Below are 21,871 nucleotides of genomic sequence, written 5' to 3'. Positions count from 1 at the left end.
TCACCGCCTCAAAAAAATATTTGCCAAAAAACCAGCGTAAGGGTATTTTAAGAATAATTTTATATGTTTACTTTGCGATTACATGAGAATCCTAGTTACAGGCGGTGCTGGTTTTATTGGTTCCCATCTAATCGATCGCTTGATGGAACAGGGTCATGAAGTGATCTGTCTGGATAACTTCTACACGGGGACCCGCCGAAATATCGTTAAATGGCTAGGAAATCCTTATTTTGAGCTAATTCGTCACGATATCACCGAGCCGATCCGTTTAGAAGTCGATCAGATTTATCACCTGGCCTGTCCTGCTTCCCCGATCCACTATCAATATAACCCCGTCAAAACGATTAAAACCAATGTTTTAGGGACCATGTATATGCTGGGGTTAGCTAAAAGGGTAAAAGCGCGATTTTTGCTCGCTTCTACCTCGGAAGTCTACGGCGATCCCGATGTGCATCCGCAAACAGAAGAATATCGAGGCAATGTCAACTGCATTGGGCCCCGTTCCTGTTATGACGAAGGTAAAAGGGTGGCGGAAACCCTAGCTTTTGAGTATTATCGGGAGCATAAGGTCGATATCCGGGTGGCCCGGATTTTCAACACCTACGGCCCGCGAATGCTGGAAAACGATGGTCGAGTGGTGAGTAATTTCGTGGTGCAAGCTTTGCGCGGTGAACCCCTGACGGTTTATGGTCAAGGTTCCCAAACCCGCAGTTTCTGCTATGTTTCTGACCTGGTGGAAGGGTTAATGCGTTTGATGAATGGGGATTTTATCGGGCCGGTTAATTTAGGCAATCCCGACGAATACACAATTCTGGAATTAGCGCAAGTGATCCAAGGCATGATTAATCCCGAGGCCGAATTGGTCTATAAACCACTGCCGGAAGATGATCCCAAGCAACGACAACCGGATATCACTCGTGCTAAAACCTATCTGGATTGGAGTCCAACCATTCCTCTAAGTCAGGGTTTAAAAATGACGATTGAGGATTTCCGTTCTCGTCTCAGCTAATCCCTAATCAATGAATTTAACTTAATTGTCACTGGAGTAATTATCATGCGTGTTTGTGTTATCGGAACCGGTTATGTGGGTTTAGTCACCGGAGTGTGCCTAGCACATATCGGCCATCATGTTATCTGTATTGATAACAATGAAGAAAAAGTCAAATTAATGAAATCGGGACAATCTCCCATCTATGAACCGGGGTTATCGGAATTAATGCAGTCTTCGGCAGCCTCCGGCAATCTGGAATTCTCCACGGACCTAGAAGCGGGAGTTAAACACGGCGAAATCCTCTTTATCGCTGTTGGTACACCAGCACTACCCACGGGGGAAAGTGACACCCGTTATGTGGAAGCAGTGGCCCGGGGTATTGGGGCCCATCTCAACGGTGGTTATAAAGTAATCGTCAATAAATCTACCGTTCCCATCGGTTCTGGGGATTGGGTACGGATGATCGTCCTCGATGGCGTGGCCGAGAGACAAAAAAATCTCGTGGCCGCTGGTGGCGGTATTAGTACAATAGAACGCATCGAAGCGGAATTCGATGTGGTCAGCAATCCCGAATTTTTACGCGAAGGTTCGGCAGTTTATGATACTTTTAACCCTGATCGTATTGTTTTAGGCAGTAATAACCCGAAAGCCATCGAAATGATGAAGGAATTGTACGCGCCTTTGGTTGAACGTCAATTCTCTGAACATCCCTCCTTGCCTCCCGTTCCCGTAGTGGTTACGGATCTCAGTTCGGCGGAAATGATTAAATACGCTGCTAATGCCTTCCTAGCCACCAAAATTAGCTTTATTAACGAAGTAGCTAACATCTGTGATCGCGTCGGGGCCGATGTCACCCAAGTGGCTAAAGGTATCGGTTTAGATTCCCGTATCGGCAGCAAGTTTCTCTCGGCCGGGATCGGTTGGGGGGGTTCCTGTTTCCCCAAAGATGTGTCGGCTTTGGTACATACCGCAGAAGACTACGGTTACGAAACGGAATTACTTAACGCCGCTATCAATGTTAACAAACGTCAACGGACAATTGCGATCGAAAAACTGCAACAGGAATTAAAAATCCTCAAGGGTAAAACCGTCGGTTTGTTGGGATTAACTTTTAAACCCGATACCGATGATATGCGCGATGCTCCGGCTTTAACCATGATCGAACAGTTAAATCGTTTAGGTGCTAAGGTAAAAGCCTATGATCCGATCGTTTCTCAAAGTGGTTTAAGTCACGGTTTAAGCGGTGTGATTATCGAATCGGATCCGGAAAGATTGGCCGATGGTTGTGACGCTTTGGTGGTGGTGACGGAATGGCAAGAATTCCTCCGTCTCGACTACGGCAAAATGGTTAAAACCATGCGCGAACCCGTGTTAATTGATGGTCGCAATTTCCTCGATCCTGCGGTGGTGACAGCAGCCGGTTTCCGTTACCTGGGGATTGGCCGTTAATCCCAGGAATCCGCCTTTTCAGCAGGACTGACGCGGTTGGGGAAGGAGCAAAAAGCACCAACCCTTACCCCTGTTCCTGGAGGCGAAAATTGCCCGATTATGCCGACTGAAAACCAAAAAATTCCTAGCTGACCCTAAGGATAGTTGCAATGGTTACATGATATGAACGGGGGCTACTAGAATCCGGGGGTGATGGGTAGAATTGAATTGAGAAACTAGAAATCAGTTTTAGCAATACCTATGGTTAGCTCTGTTCAATATCGCTACACTAACGAACAAGTTAGGGACTGGTTACGGGGATTACTGACAATTGCCTGGTCTGATGGGGATTATAGCGCCAGCGAACAGGAATCGATCGCCCGTTTCGCTCACGAATTAGAATTAGATGACGACCACGTTCTCTATCAATCGATTAGTCCCGAAGAATTGGCCGCAAGTTTCGGTCATGACCCCAGAATATCAGAAAACTTCCTCCGCACGGCGGTGATGGTGGCGATCGCCGATGGCATTTATTCCCCCGCAGAAGCGCAATTACTGCGTAGTTATCGGGATGCTTTCGGGTTAGAAATCGAGGCCCTGTCAGCTTTAGAACATACTATCTGTGAAATTCCCGAAATTACCACGGAAGCGAATAAATCCGAGTTTATCAGTGCCGAACATCCCCACCCAGATCTGCTGCATCCCCTCAAAGATTGGTTAGATGGGGTAGAAATGCACGATCCGCGTCTGGCCCGGTTTATCTGCAAAATGGTGCCGCCTCAATGTCCTTTTGAACGCGATATCGTGCTTTTTGGCCATAAATTAGTCCATATTCCGCCCCTGTGCAAGTTAAATCCTCTCTACGAGCAGTTAGTCGGTTTACGTTTCCGCGCCCTATCATACTTAGCCGATGATTGTCAAGAGGATATTTCCGAGTATATTTAGCCAATTTAACTCAAAATTGCGGTTAAAATGGTATAAATATCCTGCTGACAGAAAATATCTCAGCCTAAAGGCTTTTCCTAGCTAAATCTTTCGTTAAAATTAGGTTAAATCGCCGTTAACAGAGAAATATGAGTAAAAACTCCCGACGAGTCGATTTTCCTGATTTACCCGGGCTAAAAAACCTGCGCTCCTATCAATGGCAGTGGCTGGGCCGAGATATACTCGCTGGTGTCACCGTGGCGGCCTACGCTATTCCCCAGTGTATGGCTTACGGCGACCTGGCCGGGGTCGATCCCGTGGTGGGATTGTGGACTCTCGTGCCGGCCGCCCTAGTTTACGCCCTTTTCGGCTCCTCATCGCAACTATCCCTCGGACCAGAATCGACCACGGCAGTGATGACGGCTGCAGCGATCGCACCTATGGTGAGCCTTCAAGGAGAAAATTACGGCAGTTTAGCGGCTTTTTTAGCCCTAATGGTCGGTTTAATCTGTTTAGTTGGTTATATCGCCCGCTTGGGATTTCTGGCTAATTTACTCTCCAAACCGATCCTAATCGGTTATATGGCGGGAGTGGCGGTAATCATGATTGCGGGACAACTGGGTAAAATTAGTGGTTTGTCAATCAGTGAAAATACGGTTTTTAAAGAAATTTTAGCTTTTTTTCGGGGAATAAACCAATGGCACTGGCCAACCCTTAGCCTCGCTCTATTGCTGCTACTATTTCTATTTGTCATCCAAAAATATTTTCCCAAAGCACCGGGTCCCTTGCTGGCGGTTTTACTGGGAACCCTCGCCGTCGCCACCCTCCATCTCGATCAAGAGGGGGTGGCAGTAGTGGGGAAAATTAGCAAAACTTTGCCTAATTTTGGCTTACCAACCCTAGATTTTTCCCAATTACTACCCCTAGTAACCGCGGCCGTCGGCATTGCCCTGGTCGGCTATTCCGATAACGTCTTGACCGCCAGAGCCTTCGCCAGACACCATAACCAAGAAATCGATGCCAATCAAGAATTTTTAGCTCTAGGACTGGGGAATCTGGCGGCGGGTTTTTGTCAGGGATTTCCCATCAGCAGCAGCGCCAGTCGCACCGCAGTGGGCGATTCCGTGGGCAGTAAAAGTCAACTTTACTCCCTGGTGGTGGCAGTGGTGGTGGTGGCGGTCATTTTCCTGCTCGGTCCAGTACTGGCACTCTTTCCCAAGGCTGCCTTGGGTGCGCTGGTGATTTATGCAGCCTGTAAACTGCTGGATATCGCCGGCGCTAAACGACTAAAAAGCTTTCGCAATAGTGAGTTTAATCTCGCTGTCCTGACCATGGTGGGGGTGCTAACCACGGGGATTTTAAGCGGGGTTGCCATCGCCATCGGTCTCTCGGTTATCGATTTATTGGCCCGCATTACCCGGCCCGATGATGCCGTCTTGGGTACAGTCCCGGGGGTGATGGGTTTACACGCACTCCAGGATTGGCCGGAAGCGCAAACAATACCGGGGTTGGTTATCTATCGTTATGATGCCCCCTTATTTTTTGCTAATGCGGCCGACTTTAAACGTCGCGCCCTCAGTGCTATTGCCCGGGAGACAAAACCGGTAGAATGGTTTGTCTTGAATACGGAGGCCCTTGGGGAATTGGATAGTACAGCCGTGGAGATTCTTGAGGAATTAGCAGCAGAATTATCAAGACAGGGTATAGTTTTCGCTCTCGCTAGGGTTAAACACGATCTGTACTTAGAATTGCAACGTTCCCGCTTGTTAGATAAAATCAGCGAGGAGAGGATTTACTATACTTTGCCGGCGGCGATCGAAGCTTTTAAAAATCGTTAACTGATAGTTAGGGGTCGAGAAGGTCGTCGCCGACCTCCCCTCCCATAAAGAACCTACCCGTGCATAGTTTTCGGACTTTATTGAAATTAGGTGATAGAGTTGTCTAAGTTGGGCTTCCGTCGGTTGCATTTAGTCATTGTCGGCTTAATTTTAGATTATTGTTCATTTTAGTATTATTAACTGAAAGTCACTTCCCTAACCTATTTAGCATCAGTTTAACCCATTTTTCAAGAATCTAGGCTAGAATATGAAGACAAGACGTATTGCTCTGGGTTAATCTACTCTGTAGAAGCTAAGAAGGTAATCAAAATGGCTAAATATTCGCCTCTTATCAATGTATCTCCTGAAACTATGAGTGGTGTTCCTGTTTTTTCAGGTACTAGAGTTCCGATACAAACACTTTTTGATTATCTTAAAGCAGGAGAATCAATTGATGATTTTTTAGAGGGTTTTCCAACGGTAACAAGAGAACGAGTTATTAGCTTACTTGAAGAATTTGAAAAAGAGCTTATTGATAGGGTAGCGTGAAATGAGGCTTCTTTTAGATGAATGTATTGACCGAAGATTAATGAGGGAGTTTACAGGTTATAATATCAAAACTGTTCCGCAAATGGGATGGACTGGGATCAAGAATGGTCAACTGTTAGGTTTAGCTTCACAAGAATTTGATATTTTTATTACAGTGGATAAGAATTTGCCGTTTGAGCAAAATTTACCGCAGTTTAATCTAGCTATTATTATTTTACAATCACAATCAAATCGTTTGGCTGATTTAAAGCCTTTGGTTCCTAAAGTTTTAGAAGTTTTGGCAACAGTAACAAAAGGAACAGCAACAGTAGTAAGTTTATAACAACCTATTTAAAATGAATTTAAGCCATTTTTCGAGAATCTGGACTAAGATATTAAGGCAATGCTGCATTACACTGCGTTAATGCAGCTTACAAAATTGGCGTTCGCACTCGATGAGATGATAAAATATCAATTATTGAAGAACAAAGCTATCTCCTCCATTAAATCGATAATATTTGATACCAGTTGCGTCATCTGTGACAGTAATACTATTAGGATTACATTTGCTCATTCCCGATGGACCACTCCCACCACCAAAATTGAAAAAAGGAGCCATCGCTATACATTTTCCGGCTGACACAGGAATATAACAATAACTGCTATTAACTGAAGCACCAGATATACTTGGTTCAACTCTTTGTCTTTCATTAATAAACATAGGTCCTGTTTTACACTGATACTGACGACGAGATTGGCTAATTAAAATATCTTTACTCATATTGTTTGCTTGTATGGGAGCAGAATTAATTAATCCCACACCAATGAACATACAGAGGATTTTAATCGATATCATAGTGAGTAGTTACTGCAAAAACAACCATAATAAGCAGAATCCTAACTAATAAGTTTAAACATTTTCAAGACGGAAAAAAACGGATATTGTCGGAGGTTTTGTTAACTATGTTTACAAATATCGGAAAATAACGGATAATGACGGTATTATGTCCCCAAATCTTAACATTACTCCCATGGATACCCAAGAAGTCTTCTCACTTATTGATAATCTGGTTTTTGACCACACGGGAAAGCATCTCGATACATTGCAATTAGGGATTTTAAAGAACGTTTTTGATGGTCAGAAATATGCAAAAATAGCAGAAAAATATAATTGTTCTGAAGGTCATGCCAGAGATAAAGCCTATGAACTTTGGCGCATTCTTTCGGAAGTGTTAGGGGAAGAATTAAATAAATCAACTGTTCGATCAGCAATTGAAAGGTTAATTGTCAGCAATAGTATTAATAATTTGGGTAATAAATCTGTAAAAATTGATCAGGTTACTTTTTGTCATAACCCTTCTAATAATCGAGAAATGGAAAATTATAATATTTATAAAACTGAAAACAATGTTATTAAAGCAAAACTAGAAACTGTTCCCAAACTAATAGGATTAGGATTAACGATCGAACAAATTGCTCAAGCTCTTGATTTAGATATACAATTAATTTTAGATAGTCTCAAACCAGAGTAACTTTGATAACTTCATCAAGATATGGATGTCAAGCTGCTTTGATACACAATTGACAAGGATAGGGAAATGGAGAAATTTCAACTAATACCCCAAAACCCCCACCCCCACCCCCAACACCTAGAACTGCTATATAGCGTTTCCTGTTCGCAAGAGGTACATTATCGATGTTGAAAAGTTCAATCAGCAAAGGTTTAAATGTGCCACACAGGTGTGAGAAACGCTATAGTTAAAGAATTCCTTAAATTGTCTTGCTTAGTATCAAAAAAAATGAGCGAATTAAGTCCCGCCACTGCTAGAGAAATTGAACGTTGAAGTTAAAGTCATCGCCTGAGTTTTTCCTATCTGCATTTGGCAGAATTTAGGGAGCGTTAGACGGCGACAATCGGCTCTTTTAGGTTCTGTGTGATAAGTTTAACTCACTATATGATTGATCGATCTTTGTGTCCTTTGTGTCTTTGTGGTTCGTTCCACCCCCTCGCTGGGAAGAATGTATCTTAGAATACATTTTACCCACCAAACCTGAGAGAGCCGACAATCTAGGAATCGTCAATCAGCCAAAAAACTTTGGGGTTAGTTTATCTGGTGTTTACCGACAATTTGCTGTTGCTTACACAGACTTTTGGGAGTCATATAAGACAGTAATTCCGAGTAAACGTCATCGACCAGTCGGGAAAGAAACTGGTCAAACTAATCCTATTGAAAGCTGTTTGGCATTTTATCCATGACTACAATGCACAGCAAAGCAAAGGATTAAGCCTCCATCACTACTACCGAATCACCACCTTTTTCCCAACTTCTAACCCTGATTATCGGTCAGGGGTCGATGTTTCTCGATCAAATCGATCGCCTGGGTGACACTTTCCGGGAAAATTACCACTAAACCACCCTCAGAAACCGTGCTTAAAGCCTTCTCTAAAGCTTCCGTTTCATCGAGAATAACTTCCGGTCGCAAACTGGCATTTTCTTCGCTAATTCCCCGGAGAATTAAATCGGCCACTTCCCCCCGGCGGCGACCGCGAGTATCGTTATCTTCCTTAACAATAATCCGATCGAACATTTGGGCTGATAATTTCCCTAATAAAATTAAATCATCATCCCGTCGATCGCCAGGTCCGCCGACCACGCCGACTTTTTCCCCGGACCAATTGCCGACAAAACCGCCGACGGCTTCGTATCCGGCGGGATTATGAGCATAATCGATTAAAGCGTGATGGTGTCCCAAGTCAAACAGGTTCATCCTACCGGGGGTCTGGGCCACGGAAGGTTTAAAAGTCCGCACCCCTTGGCGAATTAACTCGATATCGATACCATGCACAAAAGTGGCCAAACAGGCGGCCAAGGCGTTAGCAATCATAAAAGGAGCCATTCCCTGCATAGTCACGGGAATATTGACCGCTTCCTCGATTCTCAGCGTCCATTCTCCCTCTAGAATCGACAGATAGCCATTCTCATAGATGGCGGCCATGCCACCGCGACGGATATGGTCGTGAATAATCGGGTTATCGGGACTCATGGAAAAATAAGCGACTCTTCCCTTGACTTTTTCGGCCATACTAGCGGTCAAGGGGTCATCGGCATTTAAAACCGCGTAACCCTCGGAGCTAACCACCTCGGCCACAACGCTTTTTACTTTTGCCATTTGTTCGATGGTGTCGATATCACCGATACCCAAATGGTCGGCGGCCACATTCAACACCACCCCCACATCGCACTGATTAAAAGCTAAACCCGATCGCAGGATACCACCCCGGGCCGTTTCTAATACGGCAATCTCCACCGTGGGATCCTTCAAAATCATACTGGCACTGTAGGGACCGGTGTTATCGCCCTTTTCTACCAGATAATCATCGATATACACGCCGTCCGTCGTGGTAAATCCGACTACTTTCCCCGTTTGTCGGCAAATATGAGAAATTAAGCGGCTAGTGGTGGTTTTGCCGTTAGTTCCCGTAATTGCCAGAATTGGCACGCGACTGGGAGTCCCGGGGGGGAATAACATATCGATAACTGGGGCGGCGATATTGCGGGGTAAACCGCGACTGGGGGCGACGTGCATCCGAAAACCGGGAGCGGCGTTGACTTCTACGATTACCCCGTCCACTTCTTTCAGGGGTTTGCGGATATCCTCTGTCACCACATCGATCCCGGCAATGTCTAAACCGATTAATTTTGCCACTCTTTGGGCGATCCAGACGTTTTCGGGGTGAATTTCGTCGGTACGATCCACAGCGATGCCGCCGGTGCTTAAATTAGCCGTGGCCCGCAGATAGGCGATCTCTCCGTGGGCTAAAATGCTGGTTAATTCATAGCCCTGTTTCTCTAGCACATTAAGGGCGGTTTTGTCAATAGTTATTTTAGTTAAAACGTTGGCATGACCGTCACCCCGGTTGGGATCTTGATTAGTAATTTCGATTAATTCTTCTACAGTTGAGCGCCCATCACCGACGACGTGAGCGGGAATCCGTTCGGCCACGGCGGCGACTTTACCATTTATGACTAAAATTCGGTGATCACTGCCTTTATAATACCTTTCTACGATCACGCTGCGGGTTTTCGAGGCGGCACTGGCTAGATCATAAGCTTCCTCTGCTTCCTGTTGAGTTTTAACATCGATGCTGATGCCCCGGCCGTGGTTGCCATCGAGGGGTTTAATCACGATGGGAAACCCTCCCACTTCCTCGATTGCCGCTGACAACTCATCCAAGTATTGAATCACCGTACCCCGGGGGACGGGAATGCCACCATCCTTGAGGATAGTTTTTGTGCCTTCCTTGTCACAGGCCAACTCAACGGCTAAAATCCCCGAAAAACTGCTTAAAGTGGCTTGAATGCGCTTTTGGTGAACGCCATAGCCCAATTGCACCATGGCACGAGCGCTCAGGAGTAACCAGGGGATATTTCTAGCTTGTGCTTCTTTGACGATGGTTTCTGTACTCGGACCGAGGGCGGCATTATTGCATAAATCGCGTAAATCGGCTAAATCTTGGGACAATTCTTGCTGAGGATAGGTTCCCGTATCGACAATCGATTGACACAAACGCACGGCAGCCCGACCCGCATAACGTCCCGCTTGCTCGTCAACGTACTCAAATACCACGTTATAGACTCCGGGGGTGGAGGTGGCTCTAGTGCGACCAAACCCGACGGGAGTTCCCGCCAATTCCTGCAATTCTAGGGCGATATGTTCGATGATGTGGCCCATATAAGTGCCAGTGCGGACTCGTTCAAAGAAACCGCCGCGATAACCGGGGGAGCAGTAATGTTCGACTAAACTGGGGAGAACATCGATTAATCCCTCGTAAAAGCCAGGGATTTCATTCGATGGCTTCTCTGCGAGATCTTCGAGATCTAGACGCATAACAATGAGCTTGTCGCGACGAATACTCCAGTAGTTGGGACCGCGCAGGGTTTGGGTTCTGAGAATTTTCATGATATAGCTGATGTTTGCTGTTGAGAAGCACAAAGAAGCCGTTGTTTATTGTCTGGTTTTCCGAGATCGGTAAACTGTTCACTATGAACAGTTTTTCAGGAGTTTTTTTACCCCAATTTAGCGATCACTTGCTGTTTTTTGAGATGATAGCCATCACCGTAGGAAAGAATATGTACCCGCAGATTATGCAGACTCAGGGGTTCGTTGGCGGTGACGTGATGGTGGTTGGTGTGGGACATTTCCCTGGCATCAATTACCGTTACTGTACCGCAGCCGATTACCGTCATCGTGCCATCCCGTTCAAACATAGCGCAGGTATCCTCATCGATGCCAATTCCTAAACGTTCGGGATAACCGGAGATAGCGCTCATTAACCGAGCCATGCGGTTGCGATTGTGGAAGTGTTGATCGACAATAACTTCAGGAATGAGACCTAATCCCATGGCCATATCCACTAGGGCCCGATTAGGTGCTTCCCCACTGCTGCCCCCAGCAATCATGTGATGACCCATAACGGCGGCCCCGGCGCTAGTTCCGGCCAGGGTTAGTTCTCCCTGTTGCACTCTTTGTCTGATTCTTTCCATCAGGGGAGTATCGGAGAGCAAACCGCATAAACGCAGCTGGTCGCCTCCGGTCATAAATACACCTGTACACTCTTCGATGTAGGCCTGGAATTGGGGGTCTTCTCCCTGCACGCGATCGCGAATATCGATAACTTTGACGTATTTTGCCCCCATTTCCTCAAAAATCTTCTGATAGCGATCGCCGATTAAAACCGGTTCTCTGGAAGCGGAGGGAACAATAGCGATCACTGCTTCGCTACCCCCAGCGCGATTCCAAAAGGTGTGCAGTATCTCTTTACCGTGGACTTTATCCTCGGCACCTCCAATGACTAAAATCGCCGTTTTGAGAGATACGGGGGTAGGATTTTGGTGGTGTTGGGTTTCTAGCTCGATGATCATGTCACTGAACGAATAGACATTTTTAGGGATGGAAGGTTTTTCGGGAAGATGTACAGGTATCTTGATGTTATTTTCCCTGAACGGTTGACGGAAAAAAATGCGGTTTAGGAATATTTTTCGGGACATCAAGCAATAGTAGAGGCGATTTTAGCAATTTTCTTCGATCCACTGGCAATGACGGACTGTTAGTTAACTTTAAGTCTAGGCTAGACTTCGATCACTCAAGCTAGAGCCAGCAAAACCCCTAGACAGTACAGCATAGTCTATCATGTTATCGAGATAGACTAGCGCAAAATTAGCAAGATTTTAACCGATCGAACCGTGACAAAATGATACATTAAACACTATCCCAGTCTAGACCTTAATTTTCCCCGTGCAGTTTGACATTATCACTCTCTTTCCCGATTTTTTTACTTCACCGCTGCAGTCGGGGTTGTTGGCAAAAGCTCTCGAACGCGACATCGCTAGGGTAAATTTGGTCAATCTCCGGGATTTTGCCCACGATAAACACCGTCGCGTCGATGATGAACCCTACGGTGGTGGTGTGGGAATGTTATTAAAACCAGAGCCAATTTTTGAGGCGATCGAGTCTTTAGAAATTTTACCACCCCGGGAGATCGTGCTGATGACTCCCCAGGGGGAACCTCTCAATCAAGCTTTACTGAAAACTTGGGCCGGTAGTTATCAGCAGTTAATTCTCATCTGCGGGCATTATGAAGGAGTAGATGAGCGGGTTTGTGAGCATTTGGTGACTAGAGAGGTATCTTTAGGGGATTTTGTCCTAACTTGTGGGGAAATTCCTGCTTTAGCGATTATTAACGGGGTGACGCGGTTGTTACCCGGTACAGTAGGTAAGGCGGAATCGTTGAAATTGGAGAGTTTTGAGGCAGGTTTATTGGATTATCCCCAATATACCCGGCCGCCGGTCTTTCGCGGTTGGCAAGTGCCGCCGGTTTTGCGCTCGGGTAATCATCAGGATATCGCTGATTGGCGCTATCAACAACAACTCGATCGCACTCAGGAACGTCGTCCAGATCTCTGGCAAAAATGGCTAGAGGAAGGGGATTAATCCCCAAAAATGCTCGCGTGGGAATGATGAATGATGAATTGGGAAGTGGGAAGTGGGGAGAGGGTACTTAAAAATCAAAATCACCGGTAAAGGAACGACGGATCGTATAGGAAACAGATTGATATTCTGTAAAATGGCAAGTAATCAGTGAGCTTTTCTTCTAATCGCAATAATGGCTCTCAGAGATTTCCTGCAAGGCCATTAATCTTTCTCTTGTTCGTGGATGCCCCGCTGTTAGTGCCTCTTCTCTTCAGGTTTCCAGGCTTTGATGGCAAGGTTTCCAATCCACTTGCGGCATTTTAGGTCTCTTTTTCGTTCCCAGTCTCTAGATTTAGTCTATCTGCTCTTGCCAAAAAATTCCAGTTCTCTAGCTGGTCGGGGTTTAATCTCCGCAACCATAGACAAAAGGTTATATAACTTCAACTAATCATTTACTTGAGTAATTGGTATTTTACAAATCGCTGAAAGCAAGTCACCATAGGAATTAAGCAAATGCAGTTCCGAATCAAATCCTGTGGGAGATAGAAATTATGGTTGCTTTAATCACCCCAAAACCCGCTAAAACCAGCCGTTTAACCACACAAATCCAAGAAATCGCCGAAAATACTTTTACCTTGCGCTGTTTGGATTGGGACCGCGATCGCTTTGATATCGAGTTTGGTTTAGAAAACGGTACGACTTATAACTCTTTTGTTATTCAAGGGGAAAAAACCGCCCTAATTGATACATCTCACCGCAAATTCGATCGCCTTTATCTGGATGAATTAACTAAACTAATCAACATCAATCATCTTGATTATTTAATTATCAGTCACACCGAACCCGACCACAGTGGTTTAGTCAAAGAAGTTTTGGAATTAGTCCCAGAAGTTACCGTGGTTGGGGCAAAGGTTGCCATGCAATTCCTCGAAAACATGATACACAAACCCTTTAAACAGTTAATCGTTAAAAGTGGTGATACTTTAGATTTAGGTAATGGTCATGTCTTAGAATTTGTTGCGGCCCCTAATCTTCATTGGCCTGATACTATCTTCACTTTTGATGCTAAAACTGCCACCCTTTTTACCTGTGATGCCTTCGGAATGCACTTTTGCGATGATCAAACCTACGATCAAGAAAAAGACCTGCTAGAAGCCGATTTTCAAACCTATTATGACTGTCTGATGCGACCGAATGCTCGTTCAGTTTTAGGGGCAATTAAAAGAATCGAGAAATTCGAGATTAATCTCATTGCCACTGGTCACGGTCCGCTATTAAAACACCATATTTCTGATTGGGTGGGACGCTATCAAGCGTGGAGTCAAGAACAAACTTCTGCCGATACTTTAGTGGCTATATTCTTTACCCAAGATTACGGACAAAGCGAACATTTAGCTACTATGATTAGTCAGGGTTTGAATAAAAATGATGTGGTGACAGAATTAGTCGATATGAATAATGCTGATCCCCACGAAGTCAGAGAATTGATCAATCAATCTAAGGGAGTTATCATCGGAATGCCTCCCCAATCTTCCCCGATTAACCAGACGATTTTAAGCACGATTATTGCTTCAATTAATGGCAAACAAGCGGTAGGATTATTTGAGTCAGGAGGTGGGGAAGATGAACCAATTTTTCCCTTAAGAAATAAATTACAGGAAATCGGGGCGATCGAAGCTTTTCCTCCTCTTTTAGTTAAAGATAATACCAATCAATCCCTCGATTTTATTGCCGATGAAGCAGGAACCGACCTCGGTAAATGGTTAAGCCGAGAAAAAACGATTAAACAAATTAAGTCGATTAACAACGACTTAGAAAAGGCTTTAGGCCGTATTAGTACCGGATTGTATCTAATTACTTCCCAAAAAGCCGATTTATCCAGTGCCATGATTGCCTCTTGGGTGACACAAGCAAGTTTAAATCCTTTAGGTGTGGCGATTGCAGTGGCCAAAGATCGGGCAATGGTATCCTTTTTACAGCCTAGCGATACCTTTGTTTTAAATGTTTTAGCTGAGGATAATTATCAGAAATTAATGAAACATTTCCTCAAGCGTTTCTCTCCCGGTGCTAATCGTTTTGAAGGAATTAAAACCTATACTGCCAATAATGGATCACCAATTTTAGCCGATGCCTTAGCTTACATAGAATGTGAAGTCACCAGTCGTTTAGATTGCGGTGATCATTGGGTAGTTTATTGTACTGTTAATAGCGGACGAGTTGCTCGTTTAGATGTCTTAACTGCTGTCCATCATCGCAAAGTTGGCAATCATTATTAACAGTTATCAGTTATCAGTTATCAGTTCACTGATTACTGTTGACTGCTCACTGATAACTGAAAAAAGCTCCCCAATTCATAATTGATAATTCATAATTCATAATTCCCTAACATCCAATTCTATCAATCTTAGGAGAAATAAAATGTACGAACCAATTAAAAACCCTTCCCCAATGATGGTACGAGTAGTGCAAGTCTTAGAAATGATTCAAGATTTAATCGTCATTTCTCTCTGTATCGGTTTATTTAGCTTCATGGTGTTAGAAGTCAGAGAAATGTTTATGTCGCTGCTGCCACCGATTCAATTTCGGATTATTACCGCCGATATTTTATTCCTCTTAATTCTAGTAGAATTGTTCCGATTGTTGATTATTTATTTGCAAGAAAAACGAGTTTCTATCGGTGTTGCCGTGGAAGTTTCTATCGTCTCGGTTTTGCGAGAATTAATTGTCAGAGGAGTCCTAGAAACTCATTGGACACAAGTATTAGCCGCCTGTGCTTTTCTAATAGTTCTCGGGACATTAATGGTGTTAAGAGTTTGGCTTCCTCCCACCTTTGAAGGTATCGATCCTGAACAAAAAGTTTCTGAACGTTATCGTCAACATTTAGTTAAAGAATTAACTGAAATAAACAGCAAAATTTAATCAGTTATCAGTTATCAGTTATCAGTACAACTAACAACCAAATTAACAACTATGACCAATACTACCTTAATTCCCAATCCTGCTATTAATAATCGCTCCCGCGATGTTCAAACCGCAGAAATTGCTGATCAAACGTGGGTTTTTCGCTCGCGTACTTGGGACAGATTAAAATTTGAAATAGAATATGCTCGTCAACGGGGAACCACCGCTAATTCCTATCTTATCTGTGGCGATAAAACCGCCTTAATCGATCCTCCTGGAGAATCCTTCACCGAAATTTATTTAGAAGAAATTCGTCAATATATCTCCTTACATCGTCTCGATTATCTGATTCTCAGTCACGTTAATCCCAATCGTATCGTCACTTTAAAGGCATTATTAGCCGAAACCCATCAAATCACCATCCTCTGTTCTAAATCTGCCGTCAATACCCTGAAAAATGCCTTTCCCGATGCCCAAATTTTGGGCATACGAACCGATGAAAGCCTTGATTTAGGGCAAGGTCATCAACTCAGTTTTATTAATGTCCCTACCCCCCGCTGGCCTGATGCTATCTGCACTTTTGACAAAAAAACTCAAATTTTATACAGCGATAAATTCTTTAGTGTGCATCTGTGCAGTGACGATATTTGGGATAAAAATTGGAAAGAATTAGACGCAGATCGTCGTTATTATTTTGATTGTCTCCATGCTGTGCAATCCAAAGCGGTAGAAACAGCCCTCGACAAAATTAAAGAATTTCCCGCCCAATATTATGCACCCGCCCACGGTCCGATAATTCGTTATAGTCTTAGTCGTCTTGCCCACGATTATCGCTATTGGTGTCAAGAACAAAAAACTCGACCCCTACAAGTGGCTTTATTATATGCTTCTGCCTACGGAAATACTGCCACCCTCGCCCGCTCGATCGAACGAGGATTATTAGAAAATGATCTGGCCGTAGAATCAATAAATTGTGAGTTTGCCACTCCTGCCGAAATTAGTCAAGCGATCGAAAATTGTGACGGATTTATTATCGGTTCTCCCACCTTAGCTGGTCACGCTCCTACCCAGATCCAAACCGCTTTAGGAATCGTTCTTTCCACGGCAGCAAAAACTAAATTAGCCGGGGTTTTTGGTTCCTACGGTTGGAGTGGAGAAGCTGTAGATTTAATTGAAACTAAACTCAAAGATGCCAATTATCGCCTCGGTTTTGAATCCTTGCGCGTGCGTTTTAGCCCCACAGAAAGCTGTTTACAAGCAGGTTATTTAGCCGGAGAAACCTTCGCCCAGACCTTGAAAAAAACCAAAAAATTGCGGGTTCCCCAACAGGGAATGACCGAAACACAAATCGATCGCACTGCCCAGGCCGTTGGTCGGATCGTCGGTTCCCTTTCTGTTCTCACCACTCGTCAGGGGGAGGATCATGCTGGTTTCTTGACCTCTTGGGTATCCCAAGCCAGTTTTAACCCCCCGGGGCTAATTATCGCCGTTGCTGACGAACAAGCCGCCGACCGCCTAATTAACTCAGGAACCGCCTTTATCTTGAATATTCTCAAGGAAGGGCGCAATTTACGCCGTCATTTTTCCAATCGCATCAAATCTGGCGGCGATGTCTTTACAGGATTAGAAACCCAAGTCGGGGAAAATGGCTGTCTGATTTTAAGCGAAAGTCTCGCCTATCTAGAGTGTACGGTCAAAGAGCGACAACTCTGCATCGATCGCTGGCTAGTCTATGCCACCGTCGAGCGGGGTCAAGTTTTGGATAGTAACGGTGTCACCGCCATCGGTCATCGTAAATCCGGTAGTCAGTACTAAAACTGGACTAGCGGCGCAAAATTCCTGACTTTCCCCCTATCATCAGCCTAGATTTCTGGGAAACATAGGTTATGTTATTATCTAAGGCTGTCCGACTGGGCCATTTTGTCTTTAGTTTCCCCATGAAAAAATTGCCGCTAGTCCTATCGGTGGGGAGTGTCGCTTTATTGTTGGTGGGATGTCCAGCTTCTGACCAAGCTAATCAATCCCCACCACCCAGCCAAGAAACCCCCACCCCCAGTCCCCCGGCTGCCCAACCACCCGCCTTTAGCAATCCTGGGCAACCGGCTACCGAACCAACTACGCCAAAAGTACCTGGATTGATTCCCGCCACCGATCCCGACCAAAAACGGGCAGAAATTAATCGCGGTCGCAGGGATCCCTTTGCCCCCTTAGACCTACAACCAAATATTACAATCACAGTGGCGGAAGAACCCCCGGGTGGGACTCCGGGGGCTACCACAGCCGGACCCGCAGCAATGGGCAATCCTCCCACCCCCGGACAACCGATAGTGAAAACGCCGCCACCACCACCGCAACCGACGGAAGCGGAAGAAGTGCAAGTATCGGGCATTCTCCGGTTGCCTACCACCCCTATGGCGATCGTGAAAGCCCCCGGAGAAGCCACGGAACGTCGAGTTATCCCCGGTTCTACCCTCTCTAATGGTTTAATTTTAGTTAAAGCGATCAACACCGATCCCGATAACCCCTATATTGTTCTACAACAAAGCGGTCGAACTATTACCCGTCGCTTAGGGGATGGTGTCCCTGAACCCGCCGCCGCACCGCAAGCCTCGATCAGCTATAATGTTTCCGAATCAGGAGAATAAAACCCGTGCGATCGATTGCTATTCAACAAAAACAAACCATTATTTATCCCCAAATGCCCTTGGCTATCTATCGAGAGTTAGCCAGCCATTTACAACAGGTTCAAGGTGTGGAAACCCATCTCACTCCCCAGCAGTTCCAACAATTCGATTATCATCAAAGTCAGATCGGTAGTCTAGAAATTAACTATACCGAGACTTTTCAGGAAAGCGATCGCGCTCTGGTGACAGCAATTCTCGATTATTATGCCCAACGTCACGGCTCTTATCAACTTTCCTAAGCTTTCTCTCCTCACCTTTTCTGCTGATTACCGACTTTCTTCTTAAAAACTAAAGGTATTTTATAGGATTTATCTTAATGCTGGGGATGATGCCAGATATCGTCATACTTCATCTAAACTTAAGTAGGGTTTGCGGCAAAAAGTACGGGCGAAGCATTCGGATAGAAAATCTACGGTTTCACCGATAGGTTATTGCCCGAATGCTTCGCCCCTACAGGACGTAGGGTTCATTCATGAATCAACCCTACCTTTTATAAAAATTAAAATCTTTCTGATTTTAAGCCACCGACGACCAGAGGTAGTCACTGATAACTGCTCACTGATAACTGATAACTGATAACTGAAATGACCCTACCCAATTCCCTAGAAGAAACGATCCTGCAAGCGAAAGCCGCCACTCAACTGGCTCTAGAATCGGGAGCTAGACGCATACAAGTGGAATTAGTTATCCCAGAAATTGCTCTACAAGCACAAGCTTTAGCCCTTGATTTTACATCTATTTTTGACAGTTATGGTTCTGGTTTAAGGGTAATTTTTCCCGATACCGGGGCCGCCATGTTAGCTCGACGGGATTGGGGAGAAACAGTTTTTCAACTGGGAGATTTAGGTAGTCGTTTTATTCCCATCGAAAACAAAATTAAGCCCGAAGATGAAGCTTTTTTAGTTGTTTGTCCCTCCTCGGTCGAGATTAATTCCGTAGAAAAACTCTGTAACTTGGCCGAAGATCGCCCCGTGGTTCTTCTGATTCCCCAATTGGAAGATGTATCGGTAGTGGGTATCGGTTACGCAGCCCGACAATTGCGAGAAAGATTTTTAAGTATCCTAGAAAGTTGTTATTATTTTCGTCCCTTGGAATCAGCGATCGTGTATCGTTCCTATCCTTCCATGTGGCAAGTTTGGCTGGAAAAAGAAGACGGTTACGAGTTAATTTCCGAACAATCCACTAAACCCATGGGCGAAGCTTTAGAAAATCTGATTCTGAAAGCTTCTAGTAATACTCCTAATGATAGTTCTAATCCTGCTAACAAAGCCAAAAAGTCCGGTTTATTTGCCACTATGGGACGCTTTTTAAAAGCATTGCAACAGTGACATACTCCCCCCGTCAAGCTAGGCTGTGACGGGGGATTATTTCCCCATTGCTGTTAGAAATTCCTTGCTTCTACAGATTGACCTCGATTGCAACTTTTATCCTTCTATTTTAACCGATCATTTGGCAATGCTATAATAAAATTAATCGGTAGTTTCCCTAGAGGTAAACTTTTATGATCGTCAATAAGCGAGAACTCAAGCAAGCCTTAAATCGGGTGTACTTGAAAATTAAGCCTGAGGCTGAAACAATTCAGGTTTTTCAAGCTAATTTAACGCGCTTGTTGGAGCAATGTGACAGCAAAAAGTCCGAAGAGTTTAATAAAAATTTGCTGATAGATTTTTTAAAAAATACCTATTATACCGATCGCTATTTTATCAATACAAAAGAGCGCATTGATCTGGTGATTCATAATAATCAGGATGTTAAAAGTCCAGTGGGGGTCATTTTTGAGACTAAGAAACCTACTCGGACAATAAATGCAGAAATGCCAAGACTGGATCATCTCAATACTAAGGCTTTTCAGCAGTTAGTTTTATATTTTCTCCGCGAAAGGGTGACGGATAAAAATCTTGAGATTAAACACTTGATCGTGACAAATATTTATGAGTGGTTTATTTTCGATGCGAAGATTTTTGAGGAGTTATTTTTTGCTAATAAGGCTCTAGTTAACCAGTTCTGCGATTTTGAAGCCGGGAGACTGAGTAGTACGAAAACGGATTTTTTCTATCAACAAATTGCCGAACCAGCGATCACTAAAGTTATTGAGCAAATTAAGTTTACTCATTTTGATCTGCGAGATTTGGAAAATTTAGATTTGCTTGATATTTACAAGATTCTTTCGCCAGAACATTTACTTAAGTTACCTTTTGTTAATGATAGCAATACTTTAAATAAGCCTTTTTATAATGAGCTTTTGTATATTATCGGTTTGACGGAAATTAAGGAAAAAGGGAAGAAGTTAATCGGACAAATGAAAGAAGGCGATCGCTGTGATGGTTCGCTGATTGAAAATGCGATTAGTCGGTTGGATAGTTTAGATAAGACTTCAAAATTAACTGAAGAGTTTGGAACTACGGATGAGGAACGGCTTTTTAATGTGGCGTTGCGGTTATCAATTAATTGGATTAATCGGGTTTTGTTTCTCAAACTATTGGAAGCGCAGTTAATTAAATATCATCAAGGCGATCGAGATTTTGCTTTTCTCAATTTGGCGAAAGTTCCCAGTTATGATGATCTCGATAGTTTGTTTTTTGATGTGTTAGCTAGGGAGACAAATAAGCGCGAGGCTAAGGTTAAAACGACTTTTGCTCATGTACCTTATTTAAATAGTTCGTTATTTGAGCCAACGGAGACGGAACAGCAAACGATTTTTATTGGCAATTTGCGGGAGCGAACTTTACCCATTTTTGCAGGTACGGTGCTAAAAGATAATCAGGGTAATAAGCGAGTAGGTGAGTTAAATACGTTGGCTTATTTGTTTGAGTTTTTGGATGCTTATAAATTCGATCGAGATGAGTTAGAAAATCCTCAAGAAGATAGCGAAAAGTTAATTAATGCTTCGGTGTTGGGGTTAATTTTTGAAAAGATTAATGGTTATAAGGATGGTTCTTTTTATACGCCGAGTTTTATTACCATGTATATGTGTCGGGAAACGATACGAAGAGCGATCGTGCAGAAGTTTAATGAAGTAAAAGGCTGGAATTGTCAAACTTTAGATGATTTGTATGAACGAATTGAGGATAAAAGAGAGGCGAATACTATTATTAATAGCCTGAAGATTTGCGATCCGGCGGTGGGTTCAGGACATTTTTTAGTTTCAGCTTTGAATGAGATAATCGCGATTAAGAGTGAGTTACGGGTTTTATTAGATACTTCGGGTAAGTCGCTAAAAGATTATCGGGTAGAGGTGCGAAACGATAAGTTATTGGTTTACGATGATGAGGGGACTTTATTTGCTTATCATCCGAATAATAAAGAAAAGCAACGGGTACAGCAAGCCTTATTTCATGAGAAACAGACGATTATTGAAGGGTGTTTATTTGGGGTGGATATTAACCCTAATTCCGTGACGATTTGTCGCTTGCGTTTATGGATTGAGCTTTTAAAAAATGCTTATTATCGCGAGGATGGCAATTTAGAAACTTTGCCAAATATTGATATAGCGGGTTTCAGTTGAATGAGGTACAGCATGGATGACTAGGTAGGCTCTTTAAAAGGGGTATCGCAATAGCAACAATGGGTAAACCAGTGATGGATGTCTCGCAATGTAATCTGACTAAAGGCTTGAACGATCGCTT

At 43.9% G+C, this 21,871-nt stretch carries 17 protein-coding genes and 2 pseudogenes; 16 read left to right on the top strand and 3 right to left on the bottom strand.

Features of this window, described 5'->3' with window-relative positions; genetic code table 11:
• Positions 1–82 precede the first annotated feature (82 nt).
• The 6 genes from IM473_RS17270 (at position 83) to IM473_RS17245 (ending at position 6,031) form a co-directional block, all read left to right on the top strand.
• A complete protein-coding gene (locus tag IM473_RS17270; RefSeq protein WP_002804188.1) occupies positions 83–1,009 on the top strand; it encodes a UDP-glucuronic acid decarboxylase family protein in 927 nt (308 codons plus the stop codon).
• 45 nt (positions 1,010–1,054) lie between these two features.
• Positions 1,055–2,440 (top strand): UDP-glucose dehydrogenase family protein, encoded by a 1,386-nt coding sequence (locus IM473_RS17265; RefSeq protein ID WP_287657993.1) that lies wholly within the window; start codon positions 1,055–1,057, stop codon positions 2,438–2,440.
• Between the two features lie 240 nt (positions 2,441–2,680).
• Positions 2,681–3,364, top strand: coding sequence for a Mo-dependent nitrogenase C-terminal domain-containing protein (locus IM473_RS17260; RefSeq protein WP_287657992.1), 684 nt, complete (start codon positions 2,681–2,683; stop codon positions 3,362–3,364).
• Between the two features lie 128 nt (positions 3,365–3,492).
• Positions 3,493–5,181, top strand: a complete 1,689-nt coding sequence (locus IM473_RS17255) for a SulP family inorganic anion transporter (protein WP_287657991.1) — start codon at positions 3,493–3,495, stop codon at positions 5,179–5,181.
• Between the two features lie 309 nt (positions 5,182–5,490).
• Positions 5,491–5,709: a DUF433 domain-containing protein gene (locus IM473_RS17250; protein WP_149107416.1), complete on the top strand. Its 219-nt coding sequence runs from the start codon at positions 5,491–5,493 to the stop codon at positions 5,707–5,709.
• 1 nt (position 5,710) lies between these two features.
• Positions 5,711–6,031: a DUF5615 family PIN-like protein gene (locus IM473_RS17245; protein ID WP_002781446.1), complete on the top strand. Its 321-nt coding sequence runs from the start codon at positions 5,711–5,713 to the stop codon at positions 6,029–6,031.
• Between the two features lie 132 nt (positions 6,032–6,163).
• Here the strand turns inward: IM473_RS17245 and IM473_RS17240 are convergent, their stop codons facing one another.
• A complete protein-coding gene (locus tag IM473_RS17240) occupies positions 6,164–6,520 on the bottom strand; it encodes a hypothetical protein (protein ID WP_287690540.1) in 357 nt (118 codons plus the stop codon).
• 199 nt (positions 6,521–6,719) lie between these two features.
• Here IM473_RS17240 and IM473_RS17235 point away from each other — a divergent pair, with 199 nt between their 5' ends.
• The gene (locus IM473_RS17235; RefSeq protein ID WP_149107418.1) at positions 6,720–7,220 is read left to right on the top strand and encodes a helix-turn-helix domain-containing protein; all 501 of its coding nucleotides are present in this window, start codon (positions 6,720–6,722) and stop codon (positions 7,218–7,220) included.
• A 538-nt stretch (positions 7,221–7,758) separates the two neighbouring features.
• Positions 7,759–7,911 (top strand): annotated as a pseudogene (locus IM473_RS17230) (ISNCY family transposase); the annotation flags it as partial.
• Positions 7,912–8,016: 105 nt separating this feature from the next.
• Here IM473_RS17230 and cphA read toward each other — a convergent pair.
• Complete coding sequence (gene cphA, locus IM473_RS17225; RefSeq protein WP_287657990.1) at positions 8,017–10,650, bottom strand: cyanophycin synthetase; 2,634 nt, start codon at positions 10,648–10,650, stop codon at positions 8,017–8,019.
• Positions 10,651–10,757: 107 nt separating this feature from the next.
• Positions 10,758–11,612, bottom strand: a complete 855-nt coding sequence (locus tag IM473_RS17220; protein WP_287658041.1) for a cyanophycinase — start codon at positions 11,610–11,612, stop codon at positions 10,758–10,760.
• A 373-nt stretch (positions 11,613–11,985) separates the two neighbouring features.
• Here IM473_RS17220 and trmD point away from each other — a divergent pair, with 373 nt between their 5' ends.
• From trmD to IM473_RS17180, 8 genes and pseudogenes are all read left to right on the top strand, one after another.
• Complete coding sequence (gene trmD / locus IM473_RS17215; RefSeq protein ID WP_287657989.1) at positions 11,986–12,681, top strand: tRNA (guanosine(37)-N1)-methyltransferase TrmD; 696 nt, start codon at positions 11,986–11,988, stop codon at positions 12,679–12,681.
• A 530-nt stretch (positions 12,682–13,211) separates the two neighbouring features.
• Positions 13,212–14,936 carry a diflavin flavoprotein gene (locus IM473_RS17210; protein WP_287657988.1) on the top strand — a complete coding sequence of 575 codons (1,725 nt, stop codon included), beginning with the start codon at positions 13,212–13,214 and terminating at the stop codon, positions 14,934–14,936.
• 142 nt (positions 14,937–15,078) lie between these two features.
• The gene (locus tag IM473_RS17205) at positions 15,079–15,579 is read left to right on the top strand and encodes a phosphate-starvation-inducible PsiE family protein (RefSeq protein ID WP_287657987.1); all 501 of its coding nucleotides are present in this window, start codon (positions 15,079–15,081) and stop codon (positions 15,577–15,579) included.
• A gap of 51 nt (positions 15,580–15,630) precedes the next feature.
• Entirely contained in the window at positions 15,631–17,376 is a 1,746-nt protein-coding gene (locus IM473_RS17200; RefSeq protein ID WP_287657986.1) for a diflavin flavoprotein, read from the top strand.
• Positions 17,377–17,498: 122 nt separating this feature from the next.
• Positions 17,499–18,206 carry a hypothetical protein gene (locus IM473_RS17195; RefSeq protein ID WP_287658039.1) on the top strand — a complete coding sequence of 236 codons (708 nt, stop codon included), beginning with the start codon at positions 17,499–17,501 and terminating at the stop codon, positions 18,204–18,206.
• 5 nt (positions 18,207–18,211) lie between these two features.
• Positions 18,212–18,484 carry a hypothetical protein gene (locus IM473_RS17190; protein WP_002804170.1) on the top strand — a complete coding sequence of 91 codons (273 nt, stop codon included), beginning with the start codon at positions 18,212–18,214 and terminating at the stop codon, positions 18,482–18,484.
• Between the two features lie 345 nt (positions 18,485–18,829).
• Entirely contained in the window at positions 18,830–19,573 is a 744-nt protein-coding gene (locus IM473_RS17185) for a DUF1995 family protein (protein WP_287657984.1), read from the top strand.
• Positions 19,574–19,746: 173 nt separating this feature from the next.
• Positions 19,747–21,735, top strand: a pseudogene (locus IM473_RS17180) (DUF7149 domain-containing protein); the annotation flags it as partial.
• Positions 21,736–21,871: the final 136 nt, after the last annotated feature.

Source organism: Microcystis sp. M015S2, assembly GCF_020245945.1.
Classification (GTDB): domain Bacteria; phylum Cyanobacteriota; class Cyanobacteriia; order Cyanobacteriales; family Microcystaceae; genus Microcystis.
The sequence above is the reverse complement of the archived record's forward strand: the minus strand, read 5'-3'. Positions and strand labels throughout refer to the sequence as shown.

Coding starts and splice junctions, on each gene's coding strand:
- IM473_RS17220 (WP_287658041.1), bottom strand. CDS start 11,612: ATGATCATCGAGCTAGAAACCCAACACCACCAAAATCCTACCCCCGTA.
- IM473_RS17245 (WP_002781446.1), top strand. CDS start 5,711: ATGAGGCTTCTTTTAGATGAATGTATTGACCGAAGATTAATGAGGGAG.
- IM473_RS17195 (WP_287658039.1), top strand. CDS start 17,499: ATGAAAAAATTGCCGCTAGTCCTATCGGTGGGGAGTGTCGCTTTATTG.
- cphA (WP_287657990.1), bottom strand. CDS start 10,650: ATGAAAATTCTCAGAACCCAAACCCTGCGCGGTCCCAACTACTGGAGT.
- IM473_RS17200 (WP_287657986.1), top strand. CDS start 15,631: ATGACCAATACTACCTTAATTCCCAATCCTGCTATTAATAATCGCTCC.
- IM473_RS17240 (WP_287690540.1), bottom strand. CDS start 6,520: ATGTTCATTGGTGTGGGATTAATTAATTCTGCTCCCATACAAGCAAAC.
- IM473_RS17265 (WP_287657993.1), top strand. CDS start 1,055: ATGCGTGTTTGTGTTATCGGAACCGGTTATGTGGGTTTAGTCACCGGA.
- IM473_RS17185 (WP_287657984.1), top strand. CDS start 18,830: ATGACCCTACCCAATTCCCTAGAAGAAACGATCCTGCAAGCGAAAGCC.
- IM473_RS17235 (WP_149107418.1), top strand. CDS start 6,720: ATGGATACCCAAGAAGTCTTCTCACTTATTGATAATCTGGTTTTTGAC.
- IM473_RS17255 (WP_287657991.1), top strand. CDS start 3,493: ATGAGTAAAAACTCCCGACGAGTCGATTTTCCTGATTTACCCGGGCTA.
- IM473_RS17250 (WP_149107416.1), top strand. CDS start 5,491: ATGGCTAAATATTCGCCTCTTATCAATGTATCTCCTGAAACTATGAGT.
- IM473_RS17205 (WP_287657987.1), top strand. CDS start 15,079: ATGTACGAACCAATTAAAAACCCTTCCCCAATGATGGTACGAGTAGTG.
- IM473_RS17210 (WP_287657988.1), top strand. CDS start 13,212: ATGGTTGCTTTAATCACCCCAAAACCCGCTAAAACCAGCCGTTTAACC.
- IM473_RS17270 (WP_002804188.1), top strand. CDS start 83: ATGAGAATCCTAGTTACAGGCGGTGCTGGTTTTATTGGTTCCCATCTA.
- IM473_RS17260 (WP_287657992.1), top strand. CDS start 2,681: ATGGTTAGCTCTGTTCAATATCGCTACACTAACGAACAAGTTAGGGAC.